Raw genomic sequence first — 22585 nt, 5'->3', positions numbered from 1 at the left:
TGTGCGACCGTTTGGCACGTCATACACGGAATTCGCGCTCTGCCGTCAGTCAACCGGCACGCAGCGAATCGACGCCGGGTGGCTTACCCGGCCAGATGGGCGCTCAGGCTGGTTTCGATATCAGCTTGCAGATCGCGCACATCTTCCAAACCGATATAGAAGCGCACGAGCGCACCCTTGTGCGGCCACGGCATCGCCGTGCGCATGGAAGGCACGCGGTACGGCACCACCAGACTGTGGGCACCGCCCCAGCTGAAGCCGATCTTGAAGAGACGCAGCGCCTCGATGAAGGCATCGATCTGCGCCTGCGAATAGCGTTCGTCGAACACCACCGAGAACAAGCCGCCCGCGCCGGTAAAGTCGCGGCGGAAATTCTGATAGCCCGGGCAATCTTCGAAGGCCGGATGCAGCACGGCGACGATTTCAGGGCGCGTCTTGAGCCACGTGGCCAGCGTCATCGCCGCACGGTCGTGGGCGTCGAAACGCAGTTGCATGTTCGGCAGGCTGCGCAGCAGCAGACTGCAATCGTCCACCGACACGCCCACACCCATGCGCATACGGGCCTGCTTCAGGCGATGGTGCACGTCGTCATCGATGGTCACCACCGAGCCCATCAGCACATCGCTGCCGCCCGATTGGTACTTGGTGAGCGCCTGCACGGAGATGTCCACCCCGTGATCGAACGGGCGGAATGCGATGCCTGCCGAGTAGGTATTGTCGATCGCCGTCAGCACACCGCGCTCGCGCGCCACGCGGGCAATCGCGGGGATGTCCGGCACTTCCATCGTCACCGAACCCGGCGCTTCCAGCCAGATCAGTTTGGTGTTCGACTGAATCAGCGCGCCGATGCCGTCGCCGATCAGCGGGTCGTAGTAGCGCACGGTGATGCCGAATGAGGCTTGCAGCCAGTCGCCGTGCTCACGGTTCGGGCTGTAGGCATTGTCGGGAATCAGCACGTCGTCGCCCGACTGGATCAGGCCGAAATAGACGTTGGAGATGGCGCCCAGACCGGACGGGAACAACAGGCAGTGCTTGCCGCCTTCGAGCGCCGCCAGACGCCGCATCAGTTCCATCGACGTGGGCGTGGCATGCAGGCCGTAGCGCCACTGGCTGTCGTTCTTCCAGTCCAGCGCACGCATGGCGGCCAGATCGGGGAAGATCACCGTCGAGGCGCGCGCCACGGGCACAGGCATCGCGGCAAAACCGGCAGGCAACTGGGTGTCGGCGTGGAGGATATTGGTTTGCCAATGCCAGCCGTTGGCGTCCGGCTTTTCGAGCGCCCCAGAGGGCTTGCGGTTGTCTTGCGTCATCACAGCTCCGGAATCACACGGGCCGGCAACACCGCCGGCCCCCGGGGTGTAACTTACACGCGCTCGAACACGGCGGCAATGCCCTGCCCGCCGCCAATGCACATCGTCACGAGCGCATAGCGGCCGCCGATGCGCTGCAACTCATGCAAAGCCTTCACGGTGATCAGTGCGCCGGTGGCGCCGATCGGGTGGCCCAGCGAGATGCCCGAGCCGTTCGGGTTGACCTTGGCCGGGTCAAAACCGAGATCGCGCGTGACGGCGCAGGCTTGCGCGGCAAACGCCTCGTTGGCTTCGACCACGTCGATATCGCTCACCTTCAGGCCCGCTCGCTCCAATGCCTTGCGCGAGGCCGGCACCGGGCCGATGCCCATGTAGTTCGGATCGACGCCGGCATGCGCGTAGCTGACCAGACGCGCAAGGGGCTTGGCGCCTCGGCGTTCCGCTTCGGCACGCTCCATCAGGATGAGCGCGGCAGCGGCGTCGTTCAGGCCCGAGGCGTTGCCTGCGGTGACCGTGCCGTCTTTCTGGAACACAGGGCGTAGCTTCGCCATGTCTTCCAGCGTGACGTCCGCACGCACGTGTTCATCGGTCGTGAACGCAATATCGCCCTTCTTCGACTTGATCGTGATCGGCACGATCTGGTCGTTGAAGTAGCCGGCGGCCATGGCGCGTGCCGCGCGTTGGTGCGACTCCACGGCGAGACGGTCCTGATCTTCGCGCGTGATGTCCCACTTCTTCGCGATGTTCTCGGCCGTCACCCCCATGTGGATGTTGGCAAACGGATCGTGCAGTGCGCCGAGCATCATGTCGACGAGCCGCGATTCGCCCATGCGCGTGCCCCAGCGTGCGCCCGGCATCACGTACGGCGCGCGGCTCATGCTCTCGGCACCGCCGGCCATTGCAATGTCGGTGTCGCCAAGCAGGATCGACTGCGCAGCGGAGACCACCGCTTGCAGACCCGAGCCGCACAGGCGGTTCACGGTCATGGCCGGGGCGTGCTGGCTCACGCCGGCCTCGATCGAGGCCACGCGCGCCAGATACATGTCTTTGGGTTCGGAATGGATGACGTTGCCGAAGACGACCTGACCGACGTCTTCACCGCCAACACCCGCGCGCGCCATGGCTTCGCGGGCAACGATCGCGCCGAGCTGGGTCGGCGCGAAATCCTTCAGGCTGCCACCAAAATCACCGATGGCCGTACGTACACCACTGACGATCACGACGTCTCGTTGCATGTCTCTTCTCCGTGTGGATATAAGTTTGCAAACGAGTATACCGCCGCCCGGGTTACCGCGATGGGCGGCTCAGTGGAGGGAAACGTCAGTTGTTTTGTCAGGCGCCCATCAAGGCCAGCACTTGCTCGGTGCGCGGCACCGGTGCGACGGCGCCGTAACCGGTTGTCGAGAGCGCCGCACAGATGTTGGCGTAGCGCGCGGCCGTGAACGGATCGTCGCCCAGCGCCAGACGCGCCACGAACGCACCGCCGAAGCAATCGCCCGCGCCGGTCGCGTCGAGCGCCTGCACCGGGTACGGCGCGACGATGCGGCGCTCGGTCGGCGTCGCGACGTAGCAACCTTCGCGGCCCAGCTTGAGCGCTACGACCTTCACACCATGGGAGAGAAGTTCATCGAGAATCGCATCGCGATCTTCCAGACCGGTGACGGCGGTGACATCGTCCCAGCTCGGCAGGCACACATCGGTCAGGCTGAACGCTTCACGCATGGTCGCGCGGGCACGGGCCAGCGGCCACAGCTTGAGGCGCAGATTGGTGTCGAACGACACCTGACCGCCCGCGGCGCGAATCTTCGACATGGCGTCGAAGGCTGCGTCGCACGCGTTCACGCTGATGGCCAGACTGATGCCCGACAGGTGCAGAAACTGGGCGCTGGCCAGTGCGTCGCGCGGCAAGTCCTGCGCGTGATAGCGGCTGGCGGCCGAGCCGGCGCGCAAATAGTCGAAGTGGTGGCCGTTCTCGTCGTGCGATACGAAGTACACGCCCGTGGGGGCCTGCGTGTCGACGCGCACGGTCGTCGTATCGACACCCTCGTCTCGCCACAGGTCGAGCAGCATGCGGCCGAACAGGTCGTCGCCGACCGCACTCACGAAGCCCGTGCTCACGCCCTGACGGCGGGCGGCGATGGCGAAGTTGGAGGTATCGCCGCCGAAGCCCTGAAGGTACTGACGGGCATCGCCGGGCGACTGGTTGAATTCGACCATGGCTTCACCCATGGCCAGCACTTGCGGCGTTTGCTGAATTTGTGATGGGGCTTGTGTCATCGTTCGAGCGTCGGGGGAGCGGTTCGAAAGTGAAAGGCGATGTGGGACAGTGTTACCGGACCAAAGGGGTCAAGACGAAAAGTGGGGCGGCATATGCCCCACTTCTGCTTCAGACCACTTCGCCCCACAGGTCGTGGCCGTCGGCGCCGGTCACCGTCACGTTGACGAACTCGCCAACCTTCAGGCGCTTGGCCGCCTTGGCGGTCGGTTCGATGTACACCAGACCGTCGATTTCCGGCGCGTCAGCGGCCGAGCGGGCAACGCCGCCGTCCTGATTGATTTCGTCGACGATCACCTGAATCGTCTTGCCAACCTTGCGCTGCTGGCGCTCGGCCGAGATTTCTTCCGCCACTTCCATGAAGCGCGCGCGGCGCTCTTCACGGACTTCGTCGGGCAGTGCGCCCGGCAGTTCGTTGGCCTTGGCGCCTTCGACCGGCGAGTACGCGAAGCAACCCACGCGGTCGAGCTCGGCTTCTTTCAGGAAGTCCAGCAGGTATTCGAATTCGGCTTCGGTCTCGCCCGGGAAACCGGCGATGAACGTGCTGCGGATCGTCAGGTCCGGGCATGCCTTGCGCCACGCCTGAATGCGCTCCAGATTCTTCTCACCCGACGCCGGACGCTTCATACGCTTGAGCACGTCGGGGTGCGCGTGCTGCAACGGCACGTCGAGATACGGCAGGATGTGGCCTTCGGCCATCAGCGGGATGATTTCGTCCACGTGCGGATACGGATACACGTAGTGCAGACGCACCCACGCGCCGTACTGCTTGGCCAATTCACCCAGCGCCGTGACCAGTTCGGTCATGCGCGTGCGCAGCGGACGGCCGTTCCAGAAACCGGTGCGATATTTCACATCGACGCCGTACGCGCTGGTGTCCTGCGAAATCACGAGCAGCTCTTTCACGCCGGCCTTGAACAGGTTCTCGGCTTCGAGCATGACTTCGGCCACCGGGCGCGAGTCGAGATCGCCGCGCATCGACGGGATGATGCAGAACGTGCAGCGGTGATTGCAGCCTTCGGAAATCTTCAGATACGCGTAGTGGCGCGGCGTGAGCTTGATGCCGGCGGCCGGCACGAGATCGCTGAACGGATCGTGCGGCTTGGGCAGGTGCGTGTGCACCGCCGTCATGACTTCGCCCAGCGCATGCGGACCGGTCACGGCGAGCACCTTCGGGTGGACGGTGGTGACGATGTCTTGCCCGGCGGCGTCCTTCTTGGCGCCCAGACAGCCGGTCACGATGACTTTGCCGTTCTCGGCCAGCGCTTCGCCGATGGCATCCAGACTTTCCTGAACGGCGGCATCGATGAAGCCGCAGGTGTTGACCACCACGAGATCGGCACCATCGTAGGTGCCGGAAATCGCATAGCCTTCAGCGCGGAGTTGGGTCAGGATTTGCTCGGAGTCAACCAGAGCCTTGGGGCAGCCGAGCGAAACGAAGCCGACTTTGGGAGTGCCGGCGGGCAATGGGCGGGACATGGGGCGAAATCCTGATCTAGTAAATACGGTGTAACGACCGGACAGCGAGCCTCTGGGTGCCCTGACGAGGCCATTTCACCGCCGTCAACGCCCTGCTCGCCTGCCGATACTCGCGCCACGGGCACAACCCGCAGCGAAGAACCGCGCATTTTACCTTGTTCGCCCGTTGTGCGTTCCAACTATCGTTGCGGTGTGCGCCCCGAGCCACACCGCAACGTCATGCCGGCGCGAAGCACTCGCGCCCGACGCCGTGCCTCAGGGTTTCTTGTTGGGATCTTTGCCCGGCGTACCCGGTGTACCCGGCATGCCCGGCATTCCCGGTCCGCCCGGTCCCCCCGGGAACGGGAAGGTGCTGAACATGTTTTTGGCCTGACTCTGCATCTGCTCCTGCATCTGCACGAACAGGTTCTTCGACTGCTCGATGTAGTTGGTCATCATGCCCTGCATCATCGGCGCCTGCATGTTCATGAACTGCGCCCAGACGTCCGGGTTGAAGGCCGCGCCTTCGTAGATGCCCTTCGACTGATCGGACAGCTTGTTCTGAATCTCGATGAAAGTCTGGATGTTCTTCTCGAGGTACGTGCCCATCATCCCTTGCAGCGCATGGCCGTAGAAGCGGATGATCTGGGACAGCATGGCGCTCGAGAACATCGGCACGCCGCCGGTCTCTTCTTCCAGAATGATTTGCAGCAAAATGCTGCGGGTCAGGTCCTCGCCCGTCTTGGCGTCGACAACCTTGAACTCCTCGGTCTCGAGCACCAACTGCTTCACATCGGCAAGGGTGATGTACGTACTGGTCTGCGTATCGTACAAACGCCGGTTCGGATACTTTTTGATCAGGCGCTCGTCAGTCTTCTTGCTCGCGGTCATGCGGTGGGTTTCCTGCTTTTATGAAGGACTTCCCCGACCGACGGTCGGGGTTAGTCACATATTATCGATTTTAGGGCGTTTGCTGCTATGCGGCAAAGCCCTAACCCGCGGCGGAAAAGGTGCATACCGTTGGCCCGCACCCGCGCTTCCGCCCTGCCACCGCTCAGCCCATGTGCAAGCCGCCGTTGAGCGAGAAGTCCGCTCCCGTCGAAAAGCCCGATTCTTCCGATGCGAGCCACGCCACGATCGAACCGATTTCGGCCGGCTCGCCCAGACGCTTGACCGGAATCGTCGCTACGATCTTGTCGAGCACGTCCTGACGGATCGAGCGCACCATGTCCGTGCCGATATAACCCGGCGACACGGTGTTGACGGTCACACCCTTGGTGGCGACTTCCTGCGCCAGCGCCATCGTGAAGCCGTGGATACCGGCCTTGGCCGTCGAGTAGTTCGTCTGACCGAACTGCCCCTTCTGACCGTTGACCGACGAGATGTTGATGATGCGGCCCCAGCCACGCTCGCACATGCCCTCGATCACCTGCTTGGTGACGTTGAACAAGCTCGTGAGGTTGGTCGCGATCACCGCATCCCAGTCCTCGTGCGTCATCTTGCGGAACACGACGTCGCGCGTGATACCGGCGTTGTTCACCAGCACCTCGATCTCGCCCACTTCCGCCTTCACCTTGTCGAAAGCAGCCTTGGTCGAATCCCAATCACCGACGTTACCTTCGGAAGCGACGAAATCGAAACCCAGCGCCTTTTGATCCTCCAGCCACTTCACGCGGCGCGGCGAATTCGGGCCGCAGCCCGCCACGACCTTGAAGCCGTCTTTGTACAGTCGCTGGCAAATGGACGTACCGATACCGCCCATCCCGCCTGTCACGTATGCAATGCGTTGAGTCATGGAACGCTTCCCCCTAAATAACGGCAAATCTGCCGCCTGTTGCGACTGCCAATTGACCGACGCGCAGGCCACGCGTTCCCACGCGAACCTTCCGTCTCCTGACTGCCTCCGGCAACAAGCCCGCGCGCGTTGCACGCACGGGCGTCACCGGTTTGATTCGTTGTGGGTTACTGCACGCAACGAGTGCGCTCAAACACGTTCTACTGCCAGCGCAACGCCCATGCCGCCGCCGATACACAGCGAGGCCAGACCGCGACGTGCGTCGCGACGCGCCATTTCATGCAACAGCGTGACGAGAATACGGCAGCCCGACGCGCCGATCGGGTGACCGATGGCAATCGCGCCACCGTTCACGTTGATCTTGGACGTATCCCAGCCCATCTGCTTGTTCACCGCCAGCGCCTGCGCAGCAAACGCTTCATTGATTTCCATCAGGTCAAGGTCTTTTACGTCCCAGCCCGCACGCGCCAGACAGCGCTGCGATGCCGGCACCGGACCGATACCCATCACCGACGGATCGACACCGGCGTTGGCATACGCGACGATGCGAGCGAGCGGCTTGAGACCGAGTTGCTCGGCGCGCTTGGCCGACATCACCACCACCGCGGCGGCGCCGTCGTTCAGGCCCGATGCGTTGGCGGCCGTGACCGTGCCGTCTTTCGAGAAGGCGGGCTTGAGACCAGCCAGCGATTCGGCCGTCACGCCATGGCGCACGAATTCATCGGTGTTGAACAGGAGAGGATCGCCCTTGCGTTGCGGAATCGAGACCGGCACGATTTCGGCGTCGAAACGGCCGGCCTTCTGTGCGGCTTCCGCCTTGTTTTGCGAGGCAGCGGCAAAGGCATCCTGCATTTCGCGCGTGATGCCGTATTCCTTCGCAACGTTCTCGGCCGTGATCCCCATGTGGTACTGGTTGTACACGTCCCACAGACCGTCGACGATCATGGTGTCGATCAGCTTCGCATCGCCCATGCGGAAACCGTCGCGCGAACCCGGCAGCACGTGCGGCGCTGCGCTCATGTTTTCCTGACCGCCGGCAACCACGATGTCGGCATCGCCCGCAGCGATGGCGTTGGCTGCCAGCATCACAGCCTTCAGGCCCGAGCCGCACACCTTGTTGATCGTCATGGCCGGCACCATCGTCGGCAGACCTGCCTTGATGGCCGCCTGACGCGCGACGTTCTGCCCCGAACCGGCCGTGAGCACCTGACCCAGAATGACTTCGCTCACATCTTCGCCCTTGAGCTTGGCGCGCTTGAGGACCTCGTCGATCACGATGGCGCCCAGATCCGGCGCGGCCACCTTGGCGAGCGAACCGCCAAACTTACCGACTGCGGTGCGCGCAGCCGACACAATCACGATATCCGTCATGTCTCTTTCCTCGTTTTCAAAATAAGTCGAACCAAAGGGCTTTCCCGCAATGCCGCTCCCGCTCAGGCTTTCGCCTTGACGTAGCGGCCGGGTGCCGGCTCGATGGGGGCATAAGCAACATTACCATACGACTTTGGCGCTTTGACGCGTTTTCCGGCGTAGCCGGCGAGCCAGTCGCTCCAGTCCGTCCACCAACTTCCCGGGTGCTCCGTGGCACCCGCGAGCCAGTCGCCGGACTCGACGCCCACGTCGTCATTGCGCCAATAACTGCGCTTCTTCTTGACCGGCGGATTGACCACCCCGGCGATGTGTCCCGACGCGCCAAGCACGAAGCGGCGCTCGCCACCCAGCAACGGCAACGAGCGGAACGCCGAGGTCCACGGCACGATGTGATCTTCCCGGGATCCGAACACATAGGCCGGGGCATCGATCGTTCCCAGATCAACTGGCACGCCGCAGGTCTGCACCACACCGGGCTGCTTCAGTTCGTTCTGCAAATAAAGATGGCGCAGATACCAGCAGAACATCGGGCCCGGCAAATTCGTGCCGTCGCCATTCCAGTAAAGCAGATCGAACGGCTGCGGCGCGTTGCCCTTCAGATAGCTGTCGACCACGTAGTTCCAGACCAGATCGTTCGGGCGCAGGAACGAGAACGTGTTGGCCAGCTCCACCCCGCGCATCAGACCCGGCGGCTGGCCGAGCGCGCCACCGATCGTCTTCTCGCGATACTGCACATGCGGCTCGTCGACGAACACGTCGAGCACGCCAGTATCGGAAAAATCCAATAGCGTGGTCAGCAACGTCACACTCGCCACCGGCGACTTGCGGCCGTTTTGGCCCTTGGCGGCGAACACGGCAAGCGCGGCGGCCAGCAACGTACCGCCGACGCAGAAGCCCAGCGCGTTGATCTGGGGCTGTCCGGTGATCTCACGCACGACGTCGATGGCCGCGATCGGGCCTTCGCCGACGTAGTCATCCCACGTCTTGTGCGCGAGCGATGCGTCGGGGTTGCGCCACGACACGACGAACACCGTGTGACCCTGCTCCACGGCGTAGCGCACGAGCGAGTTCTCGGGTTGCAGATCGAGGATGTAGTACTTGTTGATGCAAGGCGGCACCACCAGCAGCGGCCGTTGATGCACGGTCGGCGTGAGCGGCTTGTACTGGATAAGCTGGATGAGGTCGTTCTCGAACACGACCGCCCCTTCCGTGGTGGCAACGTTGCGCCCCACTTCGAACGCGGCCTCGTCGGTCTGCGATACCTTGCCCTTGCCCATATCGACGAGCAGGTGCTGCATCCCGGCGAGCAGGCTGTCACCGTGCGTCTGCACGAGACGTTGCTGCGCGTCGGGGTTGGTCGCGATGAAGTTGGCCGGCGAGCTCGCCGCCACCCACTGCTCGACGGCAAAGCGAATTCGCTCGCGCGTCTTCGCGTCTGCGTCGACCAACTCGGCCATGCGCATCAGAAAACGGCCGTTGAGCAGGTAGAGCGCTGCGGGCAATGCGTAGAACGGGTTACGCCAGCCGTCGCCGGCAAAGCGCCGATCGCCGAGCGGCGGTGCGTTATCGAGCCCGGGCTGGTTGAAACTCGCGACGAGTTCGGAAAATTCACGCCCATATTCCGTCTGAAGCGCATTCAGACGCGCAGGGTCGACGTGCAGGGCGGACGGCTGCGGCAACTTGCCGGCGCTGCCGAACATTTCGAAGAGATGGCTGAAGGGATTCGCGGGATTCGCTGCACCGTGGGCGCTCGCGGTGGTCGGGCCCGCAGCGCCCGGCAATGCGCCGAACAGTTGTTGGGCGGCACTGAACCACTGCGACATGTCCTGAGCGGAGAGCGAAGCGGAGGGAAACTGCTGAGCAAACGACGCGGCAAACGAGGCCGGATCGAAGTTGGCACTGGGGCGATTCATGATAGCCTGAGCGTCACGTCCGTTGCGTTCACGGGCCAGTGCCCGAAACGCGGCGGCGTGCTACGCCTCGCGAGCGTTGCGCCCCGCCTGAAATGCATTCTTGCGTGCGAGCGCAGGCGTGTCAATGCTTGCGGCGTACGTCCGGTGGGAATTGTCCTGCCGCCCCGCCAATTTTTGAATGCGCGTTTGTCCCGATGCTGATTGTCGCTCTCGGCTGGCTCTATGTTCTGGCGATGGTCGCCATCACCGCCCCGTCGGTCTGGCTCGGCCTGTTCATCTTCATTGGCGGCGGGGTCGCGCCCGTACTGCTCTTGCTTTATATCGCCGGTGGCCGCATGCGGCGAGCCAGACGGCTACACGTTGAACGGCAATCCGAACTGCGACCCGATGACGCAGCGGCGGGCGAGGCCAATGCCGGCGTGACGCCCGTCATCGACCGTGACACAGATCCCACAGTCAGCGGCGCCGTCACACCCGCGTCATCAAATACACGATGGATTACGCCACCCGCCACACCAGCGCCGCCATCCGGCCAGTCGTCCGATCGCGGCGATACGAGTAGAACCGCGCCGAATCGCTGACCGTACACCACTGCCCGCCTGACACGCTTGTCACGCCCTCGCGCGCCAACCGCAGGCGCGCCAGCGCATAGAGATCGGCCAGCGACTTGCCCACGGCAGGGTCGCCATGTGCGACAAAAGCCGCGAGCGTCGCATCGCGTTCGGCAGGCGTTGCGGCGTCAAGAAACGCTTCACGCACCTCCGGGCCAACCTCGAATGTCTGTGGCCCGATACACGGCCCGAGCCACGCGAGAACTTCGGCGCTTGCGCCCGTTTGCGGCAAACGCGCACGCAATGCTTGCACCGTCTGCTCGATCACACCGGCACAAAGCCCGCGCCAACCGGCATGCGCCGCCGCCACGGCCTGCCCCTGCGCATCGCACAGCAAGACGGGCATGCAATCGGCCACCATCACCGTGCTCGCCAGACCGATCGCATTCGTGGCACTTGCATCAGCCTGCAACGGATCGCCAGCGCGAACGGCGTCGAGTGCGTCTTGTGCATCGACCACACGCGGGCCGTGCACTTGCGCCACCCACGCCGACGGCACGCCGGTGCGCGATGCCAGCAACGCGCGATTCGTGGTGACCGCAGCGGGATCGTCATCTGCCTTGAATCCGAGATTGAAAGTGGCCTGCGGCCCTTCGCTTACCCCGCCCGCACGCGTCGTAAACACGGCACGCACGTTCGACGGCGCTGGCCAGTCAGGCACGATCCAATCATCGGGAAAGGCGTTCTGCTCACGTTCTCGCGCATGGTCGATGTTATGCAGGGAAGAAGTCATCGAGCGAATCGGGGAGGGTTGAGAAGTCGAATTCGAGGCCCAGCGCGGCCATGAGTTCACGCATATCGTCAGGCAACGGTGCCTGCCAGTGCATCGCGCTGCCGTCGACCGGATGAATCAGTCCCAGACGCCACGCATGCAGTGCCTGCCGTGAGAAATCGCCCGGCAATGCCGGACGTCGATGGCGTGGCTTATATAGTGGATCACCAAGCAGCGAATGTCCGAGGTGCGCGAGATGCACGCGAATCTGGTGGGTACGTCCGGTGTCGAGTGAGCACAACACCAGCGAGACCGGCGAGCTCTCCCATTCCGCGCTCGCCACGGTGACCACCCGGGTGCGGGCCGGCTTGCCGCCATTCCCGTGCACCACCGCCATACGGGTGCGCTCACGCGGATCGCGTCCGATCGGCGCGTCGACGACGGTACGCAACGGGGGGCGCCCCCACACCAGCGCCGCGTAGTGACGCTTGACGGTGCGCGCCTGCAACTGCCGCACCAGATCGGTCTGCGCAATCAGGGTGCGGGCCACGACCATCAGGCCGGACGTGTCCTTATCCAGACGATGCACGATACCCGCGCGCGGCAGATCGGCTGCCGCCTGCCCGTACCGGTGAAGCAGGCCGTTCAGCAAGGTGCCCGACCAGTTGCCGGCCGCCGGATGCACCACGAGCCCTGCCGGTTTGTTGAACACGGCGAGCGCGGCGTCTTCGTGAACGACATCGAGCGGCACCGGTTCCGGTGTATACGCCTGTTGCTCGGGCAACGCTGCTGGTGTGATCGTGACCGCCTCACCACCCGCAACTTTCTGGCGAACTTTCGCCGTCACGCCGTCGAGCATCACGCGGCCGTCTTCGACCCACGCCTGTAACCGGCTACGGGAATACTCGGGAAAACATTGTGCGAGTGCCTTGTCGAGGCGTTCGCCAGCGAGTGCATCGGGGAGTGTGGCGACGAGCGGTGCGGCATCGTTAGCCCCTGCCACCGTGGCAGAGGTAGAATCGCTGTCGGAATTGGGGGTGCCACCGAGGGCACCTGGGAAAGCCACGGGAAGCGAATCGAGGTCGTCGTCAGACGAGTCCTCCGCATTTTCCGTGGCAAATGAGGCGGTTACGCTATAATCCGGCACTATTGAACGGGTCATCGAGAAGTGAAGCCAACGAGCATGCAAGCCCTGAAACTTGTCAAACATCTTACGCTGGCCGTTATTCTGGTCGGCGGCGTGGCCGCCTGCGGCATTCTGCCGGAGAAAGTCGACGAAACGGCCAGCTGGTCGACGAACAAATTATACTCGGAAGCCAAGGACGCCTTCGACGGTGGCGACTACTCCAAAGCCGCCAAGTATTATGAGTTGCTCGAAGGGCGCGACCCGTTCGGCCCGCATGCCCAACAAGCGCAGATCAACACCGCCTACGCTTATTACAAAGACAACGAGCAGGCTCAGGCGCTTACCGCCATCGACCGCTTCATCCGTCTGCATCCGGATAGCCCGTCGATCGATTACGCCTATTACCTCAAGGGCCTGATCAACTTCAATGACGATCTGGGTCTGCTCGGCCGCTTCTCGGGTCAGGATCTGAGCGAGCGCGACCCGAAGGCACTCCGCGCGGCGTACGACAGCTTCAAGTATCTGGTCGAGCACTATCCGTCCAGCAAGTACGCGAACGACGCCGCCCTGCGCATGCGCTACGCCGTCAACGCGATGGCCGCGCACGAAGTGCACGCCGCCGAGTACTACTATCGTCGTGGTGCATATCTGGCTGCCGTGAATCGCGCACAGAGCGCCCTGCAAGACTTCGACAAGGCACCGGCGCTCGAAGATGCACTGGGCATCATGATCAAGTCGTACGACAAACTCGGCATGACCGAACTGCGTGACGACACCCGCCGTGTGATGGAAAAGACGTATCCGAACAGCGGCTACCTGACGGTCGGTCATCGCATCGACGATGGCACCGGCAAGAAGTCGTGGTGGCAACTCTGGCGTTAATGTCGCACCAATGCCGCACTAATGCAGCATTGATTCGGCGCTGAACCAGCATCGGGTCGAATGTTCCAGCATCATCGAAAAGCCCTCGCTTGCGAGGGCTTTTTGTTTTCCGCTTACATTGTGGCTTTCACCGGATATTGCCTGAGGAGTTTGTCGCGTGAGTTCCCCCCCTTCTGCCGCCCTGCCCGCCAAAACCCTGCTCGCCCTGCGCCACGTACATTTCGAAGATCTCGGTACGCTCGCGCCGTACTTCCAGCAACGTGGTTACGCGATCGAGTATGTGGATGTCCCCATTGCCGATTTACGCACGGTCGATGCGCTGTCGCCCCATCTGATGGTCGTGCTCGGCGGTCCGATCGGTGCATTCGACGAGGCCGTTTATCCCTTCGTTACCGATGAACTGGCGCTGGTGAAAGCGCGGCTCGATGCCAAGGCCCCCATGCTCGGAATTTGTCTGGGCGCGCAGTTGATGGCGCGCGCACTCGGTGCACAGGTGGCGCCGTTGGGTGTGAAGGAGATCGGCTACGCGCCCGTCGAACTGACATCGGCCGGTGAAGCCTCGCCGCTGGCCGCTTTGGACGACGTGCCGGTGCTGCACTGGCACGGCGACCAGTTCGACATTCCGCCCGGCGCCACACATCTGGCGCGAACCCACATCGGCGAGAATCAGGCGTTCTCGCTAGGCAAGCACGCGCTGGGTCTGCAATTCCATCTGGAAGCCGATGCTGCGAGCATCGAGTCGTGGCTCGTGGGGCATGCGTGCGAATTGGGAGGTGCCGGCGTGAACCCGGTGACGCTGCGTGCCGACGCGCGCGCCAACCAGGCGCGCCTCGCCGAGGCAGCGCCGGCCGTCGTGGGACGCTGGCTCGACTCGCTGGAAACCTGAAGCCTGAGGCATTGCCAACGCGAGGTGCGCTGAAGCCTCACAAGCCGTCGAAGCCGCCGAAGCCGATCAGGCCTCGGCGTCCGCCGCCATCTCGTCGAAGAAGCCACGCACGATCGGCAGTTCGCGCGTGCGCTTGAACGGCGGCAAGCTTTGCCAGATGCGCCGGCCATAAGGCTTATCGACCAAACGCGGATCACAGATCATCAGCACGCCGCGATCACGCTCGGAGCGAATCAAGCGGCCCGCCCCCTGCTTGAGCGTGATGACCGCCTGCGGCAACTGGTGCACGGCAAACGGGCTCAAGCCCTTCTTGGTCAGTGCATCGAGCCGGGCAGCAAGCACCGGATCGTCGGGCGGCGCGAACGGCAGCTTGTCGATGATGACGAGCGAAAGCGCTTCGCCGCGTACATCCACCCCTTCCCAGAAACTCTGGCTGCCGATCAGCACCGCATTTCCGAGTGCCCGGAAACGGTCCAGCAACTCGGTACGGCTCGCCTCGCCCTGCACGAGCAGCGGATACGGCCAGCCACGCCGGTCGAACTCTTCACGCAAACGCTCCGCCGAACGATTGACCGCTCGCAGCGTAGTACACAGCACGAACGCCCGGCCGCCGCTCACCTCCAGCACCGGCAGCGCGGCATCCAGCACCGCATCGGTGAAGCCCGGCGCAGACGGCTGCGGCAAGCCGCGCGGCACATACAGCAGACTCTGATTCGGATAATCGAACGGACTCGCCAGCGTCAGCGACTTGCCCGCATCGAGCCCAAGTTGCGCGGCGTAGTGATTGAAATTGCCCTTTACCGAGAGCGTCGCCGACGTGAAAATCCATGCGCGCGGCGCGCCTGCCCGTTGCTTCGCGAAGATCGGCGCGATCGACAGCGGCGTCTGATGCAACTGCACCGCCTGCGAGAACACTTCAATCCAGCGCACCGTTTCGGGCGGCGTATAGGTCTTCTGCTTGCTGCCCTCGCCGTTTTGCGCGTCCGCTGACGCTTCGGCTTCGGCCGCCGCGCGCGCGGCTTCTGCCTCACGCGCGATGGCCGCTTTCGCCGCCTTCTCGCGTTTGCCATCGGTCACACGCGGCGCGTCGGGATCGAGCAACGGCAACGGGGCTTCGCCCGGCGTGGGCGGCGTCGCCCCCGTCTGCCAGCGCTCAAGCTGTTGATGCAACTCCATCGCACGGCGCAGGCAAGCACCGAGCGCTTCGGCGCGTTCCGCCTGATGCTGGAGTGTCTCGATCAGGTCCTGCAACGCGACGTCCACGCTATCGAGCGCACCGAACAATTCATGATCGTCGGCCAACTGCGCCACCGACATGCGCGTGTTGTCCGGCCCGAACGTCAGTCGCACGTCGCGTGCCGCCCGTTCGAGATTTGCCCCCAACTTCACCCAGTCGGCCGCATCGCGCGCATGAATCAGGCCTTCGGCCACGCAATCCCGCGCGAGCTCGAGAATCTGGCCAGTGGACACCGTTTCCCCGAAGAACAGCGTCGCTGTCTCGGGCAACTGATGCGCCTCGTCGAAGATCACGGTATTCGCGCTGGGCAGCAACTCGGCCATGCCCGTGTCGCGCAACATCACGTCGGCAAAGAACAAATGGTGATTGACCACGACGAGGTCGGCCTGCTGTGCCTCTTTACGGGCCAGCATTACAAAGCAATCCTTGTAACGCGGGCATTCCTGCCCCAGACAGTTGTCGCGCGTCGACGTCACCTGCGCCCAGATGGGTGCGTTCTCAGGCACGGACGCCAATTCGGCCTTGTCACCGCTTTTCGTGATCTGCGCGAACGTCACGATCTCACGCAACTGCGCGGCTTCATGGCGCGACGCGAAGCGCGCTTCCTGCTGCGCCCGTTCAAGGTAGTAGTGGCACAGATAATTCGAGCGGCCCTTGAGCATGGCCACACTCACCGGCACGGCAAGGGCGCGGCGCACTGTCGGAATATCGCGCGCGAAAATCTGGTCCTGCAAGTGCTTGGTGCCAGTCGAGATGATCGTCTTGCCGCCCCAGAGCATGGCAGGCACGAGGTACGCGTACGTCTTGCCGGTGCCGGTGCCGGCTTCGGCAATCAGCGAGTCGTGCGTGTCCATCGCAGACGCCACCGCGCGGGCCATCTCGGTCTGCGGCTCACGCGAGCGATAGCCGTCGATGGCGCGCGCCAGCATCCCGCCGTCGCCGAAAATCTCCTCCAGTTCTCGCTCGCGCCGCGCAGCAAGCGGCTTGAGTCCATGGAAGGTCGTCGTGTCGTCGGAAGTGGCGTCGTCGGGGGAATCGCTGGCAGTGGCGGTTGAATCGATCAAAACGGCAAATAAAACTCAAAGGCGCCGCGAATCGAGAACTGACGATTCGCGGCGCCGGCAATGAAAAAGTGTCGCGCAGACGGTTGGATTCACGTCACGCGGAGAAGGCGCTATGGCCGGTCCAGCCCGCGTCAGGCCGGCAGATCCGGCGTTTGCTGCACTTGCAGCAGGGTAATGGTGTCCTTGATTTTCAGACGGCGCTTCTTCAGGCGCGTGACTTGCAGTTCGTCGTACGTCGGCTCCGTCAGCAACTTGTCGATCAGGAAGTCGAGATCGCGGTGTTCGATCTGCAACTCGATGATGCGGCGTCCAATGGAGTGAAGATCGTGCTGCATCGTGGCAACTCTCCTGCAACTCTCAAGTGATGCCGGCACCGGCCACATTGGCCGGCCCGGTGGCCCGGCCTCGCTTACTGTCCGGGCAGCGCCTTTTGCGCCGGCGTGTTCCCCGACTGCGACTGATTTTTACGCTCGTCGGACTTCTTCTGGCGCTCGATGGCGTCCGCCTGCTTCTCGCCGTACTTCCGTACGTTTTCGGCACGCTCGGCAGCCTTCTGATCCGCCGTCGCCTTCGCTTCGTCGAGCTTCTTCTGCTGCTCGGCCTGCTTGGCATTGTACTGCTCGCTATTGGCCGCGCGCTGTGGCGCCTGCCCCGTGCGCTCGGTCACACGCTGCTGATATTCGGCCTGCTTGGCCTGATAGTCCGACACGTTCTGCGCCCGCTCGGCGGCGCGCTGCGGTGCTTCGGCGGCCGTTTGTGCGCGCTTCGCTTCCAGACGCTCATCACGGTCCGCCGCGCGCGCCTTGCGCTCGGCATCTTCCAGCACCAGACGCTGGCTCCGCACGGCCTTGAGGGCTTCGCGCTGTTCGTCGCGCGCCTTGTCGACACAGTAGTTCACGAAGAACTTCGACGCGCATTCGTACTTCGCCTGCTGGAAGCGATAGTCGATCCACGCGCGCTGACGCTCGAGCACGGCGCGGCGCCCCGCGAAGTCGTCGTCATCCGGATGCATATCGAGCTTGTCGTCGTACGCGACCGGCTTGTCGTCCTCAGCGGCCGCAGCCGCCGAGGCGCTGCTGGCCGGCGACGGCGTGCGATCGGCCGTGGCGTCGAAGGGGACATGGGGCACGCGAATCTGATCGGTCGTGCGGCCCGCGGCTTCGACAGCCGAAAGTCCCTGCGCGAACGACGCGGAAGGCAAAGCAACGATGGCTGCGACGGCAGCGGCCGCCACGGCCGTCATCGCACCAAATGCAGCGAATGACGTACCAGCGCGACGGCGCGAAAACAATTTTGCGAAGGAAATCATGAGGTTGGGCAGAGTGATGCCAAATTTTAGCATTGCCTGCCCGGACGCGCCCGCGGTTTATGGCAAAATGCCCCGCTCCTGGCACTTGGGTAATTCGCAACACTCATGACGCAAAACGTAGCCCTTCAGATCGTTCAACGCATCGCCGCCGAACTCAGCGTGCAGCCACGCCAGGTCGCCGCCGCCGTCCAATTGCTGGACGAAGGCGCCACCGTGCCCTTCATCGCGCGCTACCGCAAGGAAGTGACCGACAACCTCGACGACACGCAACTGCGCACGCTCGAAGAGCGCCTGCTGTACTTGCGCGAACTCGAAGACCGTCGCGCGGCGATCCTCGCGAGCATCGAGGAACAAGGCAAGCTCACCGACGAGCTGCGCACGGCCATCGTGGCCGCCGAGACGAAACAAACGCTCGAAGACCTGTATCTCCCGTACAAGCAAAAGCGCCGAACCCGCGCGCAGATCGCCCGCGAAGCCGGCCTTGAGCCGCTCGCCCACGCGCTGCTCGCCGACCCGACGCTCGACCCGCAAACCGAAGCCGCCAAATTCGTCGACGCCGAGAAGGGCGTGGCCGATGTGAAGGCTGCCCTCGACGGCGCGCGCGACATTCTCTCCGAACAATTCGGCGAGACGGCCGAATTGCTCGGCAAGCTGCGCGACTACCTGTGGAATCAGGGCGTGGTGTCGTCAAAGGTGATCGAAGGCAAGGAAAACGAGGAAGGCGAGAAATTCCGCGACTACTACGACTACGCCGAGCCGATCGCTTCGGTGCCGTCGCACCGCGCGCTCGCCCTCTTCCGTGGCCGTAATCTCGGCATCCTGATGGTCAAGCTGGGGCTTGGCGAAGAACTCGACGTGCAGGTGCCGCATCCGTGCGAAGGCGTCATCGCCGGCCATTTCGGCATTCGCAACCAGAGCCGTGCCGCCGACAAGTGGCTGGGCGACGTGTGCCGCTGGTGCTGGCGCGTGAAGGTGCAGCCGCATCTGGAATCCGAATTGCTCACGCAAATGCGCGAGAGCGCCGAAAGCGAAGCCATTCGCGTGTTCGCGCGCAACCTCAAGGCGCTGCTGCTCGCCGCACCGGCGGGCCCGAAGAGCGTGATCGGTCTGGACCCGGGCCTGCGTACCGGCGTGAAGGTGGCCGTTGTGGACCGCACGGGCAAGCTGCTCGGCACGGACACGATTTATCCGCACGAGCCGCGTCGCGACTGGGACGGCTCGCTCGCCCGTCTGGCCAAGGTGGTTGCCGCGACCGGCGCCGAACTGGTCAGCATCGGCAACGGTACGGCCTCGCGCGAAACCGACAAGCTCGCCCTCGAACTGATCAAGCGTCACCCGGAACTGAAGTTGCAGAAGATCGTGGTGTCGGAAGCCGGCGCCTCGGTCTATTCGGCTTCGGAATTCGCGGCGAAGGAATTCCCGGAACTGGACGTTTCGCTGCGTGGCGCGGTGTCGATTGCCCGCCGTCTGCAAGATCCGCTGGCCGAGTTGGTGAAGATCGAGCCGAAGGCGATTGGCGTCGGTCAGTATCAACACGACGTGAATCAGCGCGAACTGGCCCGCATGCTGGACGCCGTGGTCGAGGATTGCGTGAACTTCGTCGGTGTCGACGTGAACACGGCCTCGGCGCCGCTGCTCGCCCGCGTGTCGGGGCTGAACAGCACGCTCGCGAAGAACATCGTGGACTTCCGCGACAGCAACGGTCCGTTTGCCAGCCGCGAGGCCCTCAAGAAGGTGCCGCGTCTGGGCGACAAGACGTTCGAACAGGCCGCCGGCTTCCTGCGCGTGAACGGCGGCGACAACCCGCTGGACCGCTCGTCGGTCCACCCGGAAGCCTACCCGGTGGTCGAGCGCATTCTGGCGAAGATCAAGAAGAGCATCGGCGACGTGATGGGCAACGGTTCGGTGGTGCGCAGCGTCTCCGCGACCGAGTTCGTCGACGAGCGCTTCGGTTTGCCGACGGTGAAGGACATCCTGACCGAACTGGAAAAGCCGGGCCGCGATCCGCGTCCTGAATTCAAGACGGCGACGTTCCAGGAAGGCGTGGAAAAGATCACCGACCTGAAGCCGGGCATGCAGCTCGAAGGCGTGGTCACGAACGTGGCGGCATTCGGCGCGTTCATCGACATCGGTGTGCATCAGGACGGTCTGGTGCACGTCTCGGCCATGTCGACCAAGTTCATCAAAGACCCGCACGAAGTCGTGAAGGCCGGCGATATCGTGAAGGTGAAGGTGCTGGAAGTCGACCCGCGTCGCCAGCGTATTTCGCTGACGATGCGCCTGAATGACGACCTGCCGGTGGCCGGCGAGAACGATCGTCCGGGCGCGGGTGGCGGCGGTGGCGGCCATCGCGGCGGTGGTAATGGTGGCAACCGCAGCGGGGGTGGCGGCCAACGTCAGCGTGAACCGGAAACGGTGAACGCCATGGCAGCCGCGTTCGCCAAGCTCAAGCGCTAAGTCAGTCCGGCATAAGAAAAAGCCCGCGATCTTCGGATTCGCGGGCTTTTTTCTTGACGCTCAGATCGCTTACGTCGATTAAATCTCGATCTTCGTCCCCAACTCGACCACCCGGTTCGCCGGGATGCTGAAGAAGTCGGTCGGCTTGGCCGCGTTCTGATGCATCCATGCGAACAGGCGTTCGCGCCAGATCGACATCCCCGGCAACTTGGTCGGCACCACGGTTTCGCGGGCCAGGAAGAACGACGTATCCATCAGCTCGAAATGCATGTCTGTCTTCTCTTCGAGCAGATGCAGCACTTCCTTCACGTCCGGCGTTTCGTTGAAACCGAAGGTCGACACCACGCTATACAAGCCGCCCGTGTGGTCCTTCACTTCCATGCGCTTGTCGTCTTCAACATATGGCACGTCGACCGTGCGGAACGTCAGGAAGATGGTGCGCTCGTGCAGGATACGGTTGTGCTTGAGGTTATGCAGCAAGCTCACCGGCACCAGCGTGTTGCCGCCCGTCAGATAGATCGCCGTGCCCGCCACGCGATGCGGCGGATGGGCCAGCAACCCTTGCAGGAACGGTCCCAGCGGAATACCGTCGGCAGCCGTGCGCTCACGCAGCAACTGGCGCCCCTTGTGCCACGTCATCAGCATGAAGAACAGGAACGCGCCGAGCGCCAGCGGCAGCCAACCGCCCTCTTCGACCTTGATCAGGTTCGCACCGAAGAACGCGAAGTCGACCACGAGGAAGCCGGTAATGATCAGCGCCACGAGGAACTTGTTCCAGTTCCAGACCTTGACCATGACCACGCACGCCAGAATCGTCGTAATCACCATCGTCGTCGTGACGGCAATACCGTACGCCGCCGCGAGGTTGCTCGACGACTTGAACGCCAGCACGATCCAGATGATCACCAACAGCAGCGACCAGTTGATCACCGGCATATAGATCTGGCCGATTTCGCGATCAGACGTATGCAGGATCTTCATGCGCGGCACGTAGCCGAGCTGAATCGCCTGACTGGTCAGCGAGAACGCGCCCGAGATCACGGCCTGCGATGCAATCACCGTCGCCGCCGTAGCCACCACCACCAGCGGCAGCAGTGCCCAGTCCGGTGCCATCAGGAAGAACGGGTTCTCGATCGCCTTCGGGTTGCTCAGCAGCAGCGCGCCCTGACCGAAGTAGTTCAGCACCAGCGCCGGGAACACCAGCGCCGTCCACGCGAAGCGAATCGGACGGATACCGAAGTGCCCCATGTCGGCATACAGCGCCTCGGCACCGGTCAGCACCAGGAACACCGAGCCCAGCACGATGTAGGCCTGCAAGGCGTGCGTATGAATGAAATGGATGCCGTAGTACGGGTTGATGGCCTTGATGATCTCGGGCGCCGCGAACATGTTGTACACGCCCAGCACGCCGAGAATCACGAACCACACGACCATCACCGGACCGAACAGGCGGCCCACTTTGGCCGTGCCCGACTTCTGCATCGAAAACAGAATGATCAGGATGACGATGGTGATCGGCAGCACGAACCGTGTGAGCGATGGCGCCGCAATTTCCAGCCCCTCGACCGCCGACATCACGGAAATGGCTGGTGTGATCACCGCATCGCCGTAGAACATGCAGGCCCCGAACATCCCCAGCATCATGAGCACGGACGCCCACTTGCTGCCCGCGCGCACGCTGCGAAGGCTCAGCGCCATGAGCGCGAGCACGCCGCCCTCGCCCCGGTTGTCGGCGCGCATCACGAACAGCACGTACTTCAGGGAAACGACGATGACCAACGCCCAGAACAGCAGCGAGATGATGCCGAACACGGCTTGCTGGTTAAACGGAATGCCGTGTTGCGGATCGAAACATTCCTTGAGCGCATAGAGCGGGCTGGTGCCGATATCGCCGAAGACGACGCCAATGGCTGCGACCATCAGCGCAGGCATGGGCTGAGGGCGATGCCCCTGTCGTATGGTTTGCGTCATAAGGTTTGGGTAATCGCTTTATTGCGCTGCACAAAATGGGCGCTATTCTAACTGGCTGCCGAGTCCCTAGCTAGTCGGGACGGCCCCCGAGTGCCGGACGCCACACACGACACGTTCGCCTAGGATAATTGGAGCCGCGCCCCGTGACCAGCGCGCCGCCACGTGGTTTTCCCGGGGCCGCATGGCACCCCGGGCGCACCGGGGCAAC

The 22585-nt window shown here is 63.5% G+C and carries 17 protein-coding genes; 3 read left to right on the top strand and 14 right to left on the bottom strand.

Annotated features, from left to right (window positions below; translation table 11 throughout):
- Positions 1-83 precede the first annotated feature (83 nt).
- The 10 genes from CDV44_RS06355 to CDV44_RS06305 form a co-directional block, all read right to left on the bottom strand.
- Positions 84-1310, bottom strand: coding sequence for a cystathionine beta-lyase (locus tag CDV44_RS06355; protein ID WP_249277414.1), 1227 nt, complete (start codon positions 1308-1310; stop codon positions 84-86).
- Between the two features lie 53 nt (positions 1311-1363).
- Complete coding sequence (gene bktB / locus CDV44_RS06350) at positions 1364-2545, bottom strand: beta-ketothiolase BktB (protein WP_087687114.1); 1182 nt, start codon at positions 2543-2545, stop codon at positions 1364-1366.
- A 97-nt stretch (positions 2546-2642) separates the two neighbouring features.
- Positions 2643-3587 (bottom strand): sugar kinase, encoded by a 945-nt coding sequence (locus CDV44_RS06345; RefSeq protein ID WP_087687113.1) that lies wholly within the window; start codon positions 3585-3587, stop codon positions 2643-2645.
- 109 nt (positions 3588-3696) lie between these two features.
- Positions 3697-5064 carry a 30S ribosomal protein S12 methylthiotransferase RimO gene (rimO, locus tag CDV44_RS06340; protein ID WP_087687112.1) on the bottom strand — a complete coding sequence of 456 codons (1368 nt, stop codon included), beginning with the start codon at positions 5062-5064 and terminating at the stop codon, positions 3697-3699.
- A 255-nt stretch (positions 5065-5319) separates the two neighbouring features.
- Positions 5320-5934: a polyhydroxyalkanoate synthesis repressor PhaR gene (gene phaR, locus CDV44_RS06335; protein ID WP_087687111.1), complete on the bottom strand. Its 615-nt coding sequence runs from the start codon at positions 5932-5934 to the stop codon at positions 5320-5322.
- A gap of 163 nt (positions 5935-6097) precedes the next feature.
- Positions 6098-6838 carry a 3-ketoacyl-ACP reductase gene (locus CDV44_RS06330; RefSeq protein ID WP_058378256.1) on the bottom strand — a complete coding sequence of 247 codons (741 nt, stop codon included), beginning with the start codon at positions 6836-6838 and terminating at the stop codon, positions 6098-6100.
- A gap of 189 nt (positions 6839-7027) precedes the next feature.
- The gene (locus CDV44_RS06325; protein ID WP_087687110.1) at positions 7028-8209 is read right to left on the bottom strand and encodes an acetyl-CoA C-acetyltransferase; all 1182 of its coding nucleotides are present in this window, start codon (positions 8207-8209) and stop codon (positions 7028-7030) included.
- 62 nt (positions 8210-8271) lie between these two features.
- Positions 8272-10122 carry a class I poly(R)-hydroxyalkanoic acid synthase gene (gene phaC / locus CDV44_RS06320; RefSeq protein ID WP_371328729.1) on the bottom strand — a complete coding sequence of 617 codons (1851 nt, stop codon included), beginning with the start codon at positions 10120-10122 and terminating at the stop codon, positions 8272-8274.
- Positions 10123-10620: 498 nt separating this feature from the next.
- Positions 10621-11466, bottom strand: a complete 846-nt coding sequence (gene pgeF, locus CDV44_RS06310; RefSeq protein WP_087687108.1) for a peptidoglycan editing factor PgeF — start codon at positions 11464-11466, stop codon at positions 10621-10623.
- Positions 11447-12607, bottom strand: coding sequence for an RluA family pseudouridine synthase (locus CDV44_RS06305; protein WP_087687107.1), 1161 nt, complete (start codon positions 12605-12607; stop codon positions 11447-11449). Before CDV44_RS06305 ends, pgeF begins: the two co-directional genes overlap by 20 nt.
- Before the next feature lie 21 nt (positions 12608-12628).
- Between CDV44_RS06305 and CDV44_RS06300 the strand changes: the two genes are divergently transcribed.
- Together CDV44_RS06300 and CDV44_RS06295 are read left to right on the top strand one after the other, a co-directional pair.
- Positions 12629-13453 carry an outer membrane protein assembly factor BamD gene (locus CDV44_RS06300; protein ID WP_087687106.1) on the top strand — a complete coding sequence of 275 codons (825 nt, stop codon included), beginning with the start codon at positions 12629-12631 and terminating at the stop codon, positions 13451-13453.
- A gap of 157 nt (positions 13454-13610) precedes the next feature.
- Positions 13611-14339, top strand: coding sequence for a glutamine amidotransferase (locus CDV44_RS06295; protein ID WP_249277412.1), 729 nt, complete (start codon positions 13611-13613; stop codon positions 14337-14339).
- 66 nt (positions 14340-14405) lie between these two features.
- On the opposite strand, the gene CDV44_RS06290 is transcribed toward CDV44_RS06295, so the two are convergent.
- From CDV44_RS06290 to CDV44_RS06280, 3 genes are all read right to left on the bottom strand, one after another.
- Entirely contained in the window at positions 14406-16637 is a 2232-nt protein-coding gene (locus tag CDV44_RS06290) for an ATP-dependent DNA helicase (RefSeq protein WP_087687278.1), read from the bottom strand.
- A gap of 134 nt (positions 16638-16771) precedes the next feature.
- Complete coding sequence (locus tag CDV44_RS06285; protein ID WP_058378251.1) at positions 16772-16975, bottom strand: YdcH family protein; 204 nt, start codon at positions 16973-16975, stop codon at positions 16772-16774.
- 74 nt (positions 16976-17049) lie between these two features.
- Positions 17050-17883 (bottom strand): hypothetical protein, encoded by an 834-nt coding sequence (locus CDV44_RS06280; protein WP_140413462.1) that lies wholly within the window; start codon positions 17881-17883, stop codon positions 17050-17052.
- A 171-nt stretch (positions 17884-18054) separates the two neighbouring features.
- On the opposite strand from CDV44_RS06280, the gene CDV44_RS06275 reads away from it, so the two are divergent.
- A complete protein-coding gene (locus tag CDV44_RS06275; protein WP_087687104.1) occupies positions 18055-20406 on the top strand; it encodes a Tex family protein in 2352 nt (783 codons plus the stop codon).
- Positions 20407-20484: 78 nt separating this feature from the next.
- Here the strand turns inward: CDV44_RS06275 and CDV44_RS06270 are convergent, their stop codons facing one another.
- Positions 20485-22338 carry a potassium transporter Kup gene (locus CDV44_RS06270; RefSeq protein ID WP_058378248.1) on the bottom strand — a complete coding sequence of 618 codons (1854 nt, stop codon included), beginning with the start codon at positions 22336-22338 and terminating at the stop codon, positions 20485-20487.
- Positions 22339-22585 lie beyond the last annotated feature (247 nt).

Source organism: Pandoraea sp. PE-S2R-1, from assembly GCF_002179865.1.
Classification (GTDB): domain Bacteria; phylum Pseudomonadota; class Gammaproteobacteria; order Burkholderiales; family Burkholderiaceae; genus Pandoraea.
The sequence above is the reverse complement of the archived record's forward strand: the minus strand, read 5'-3'. Positions and strand labels throughout refer to the sequence as shown.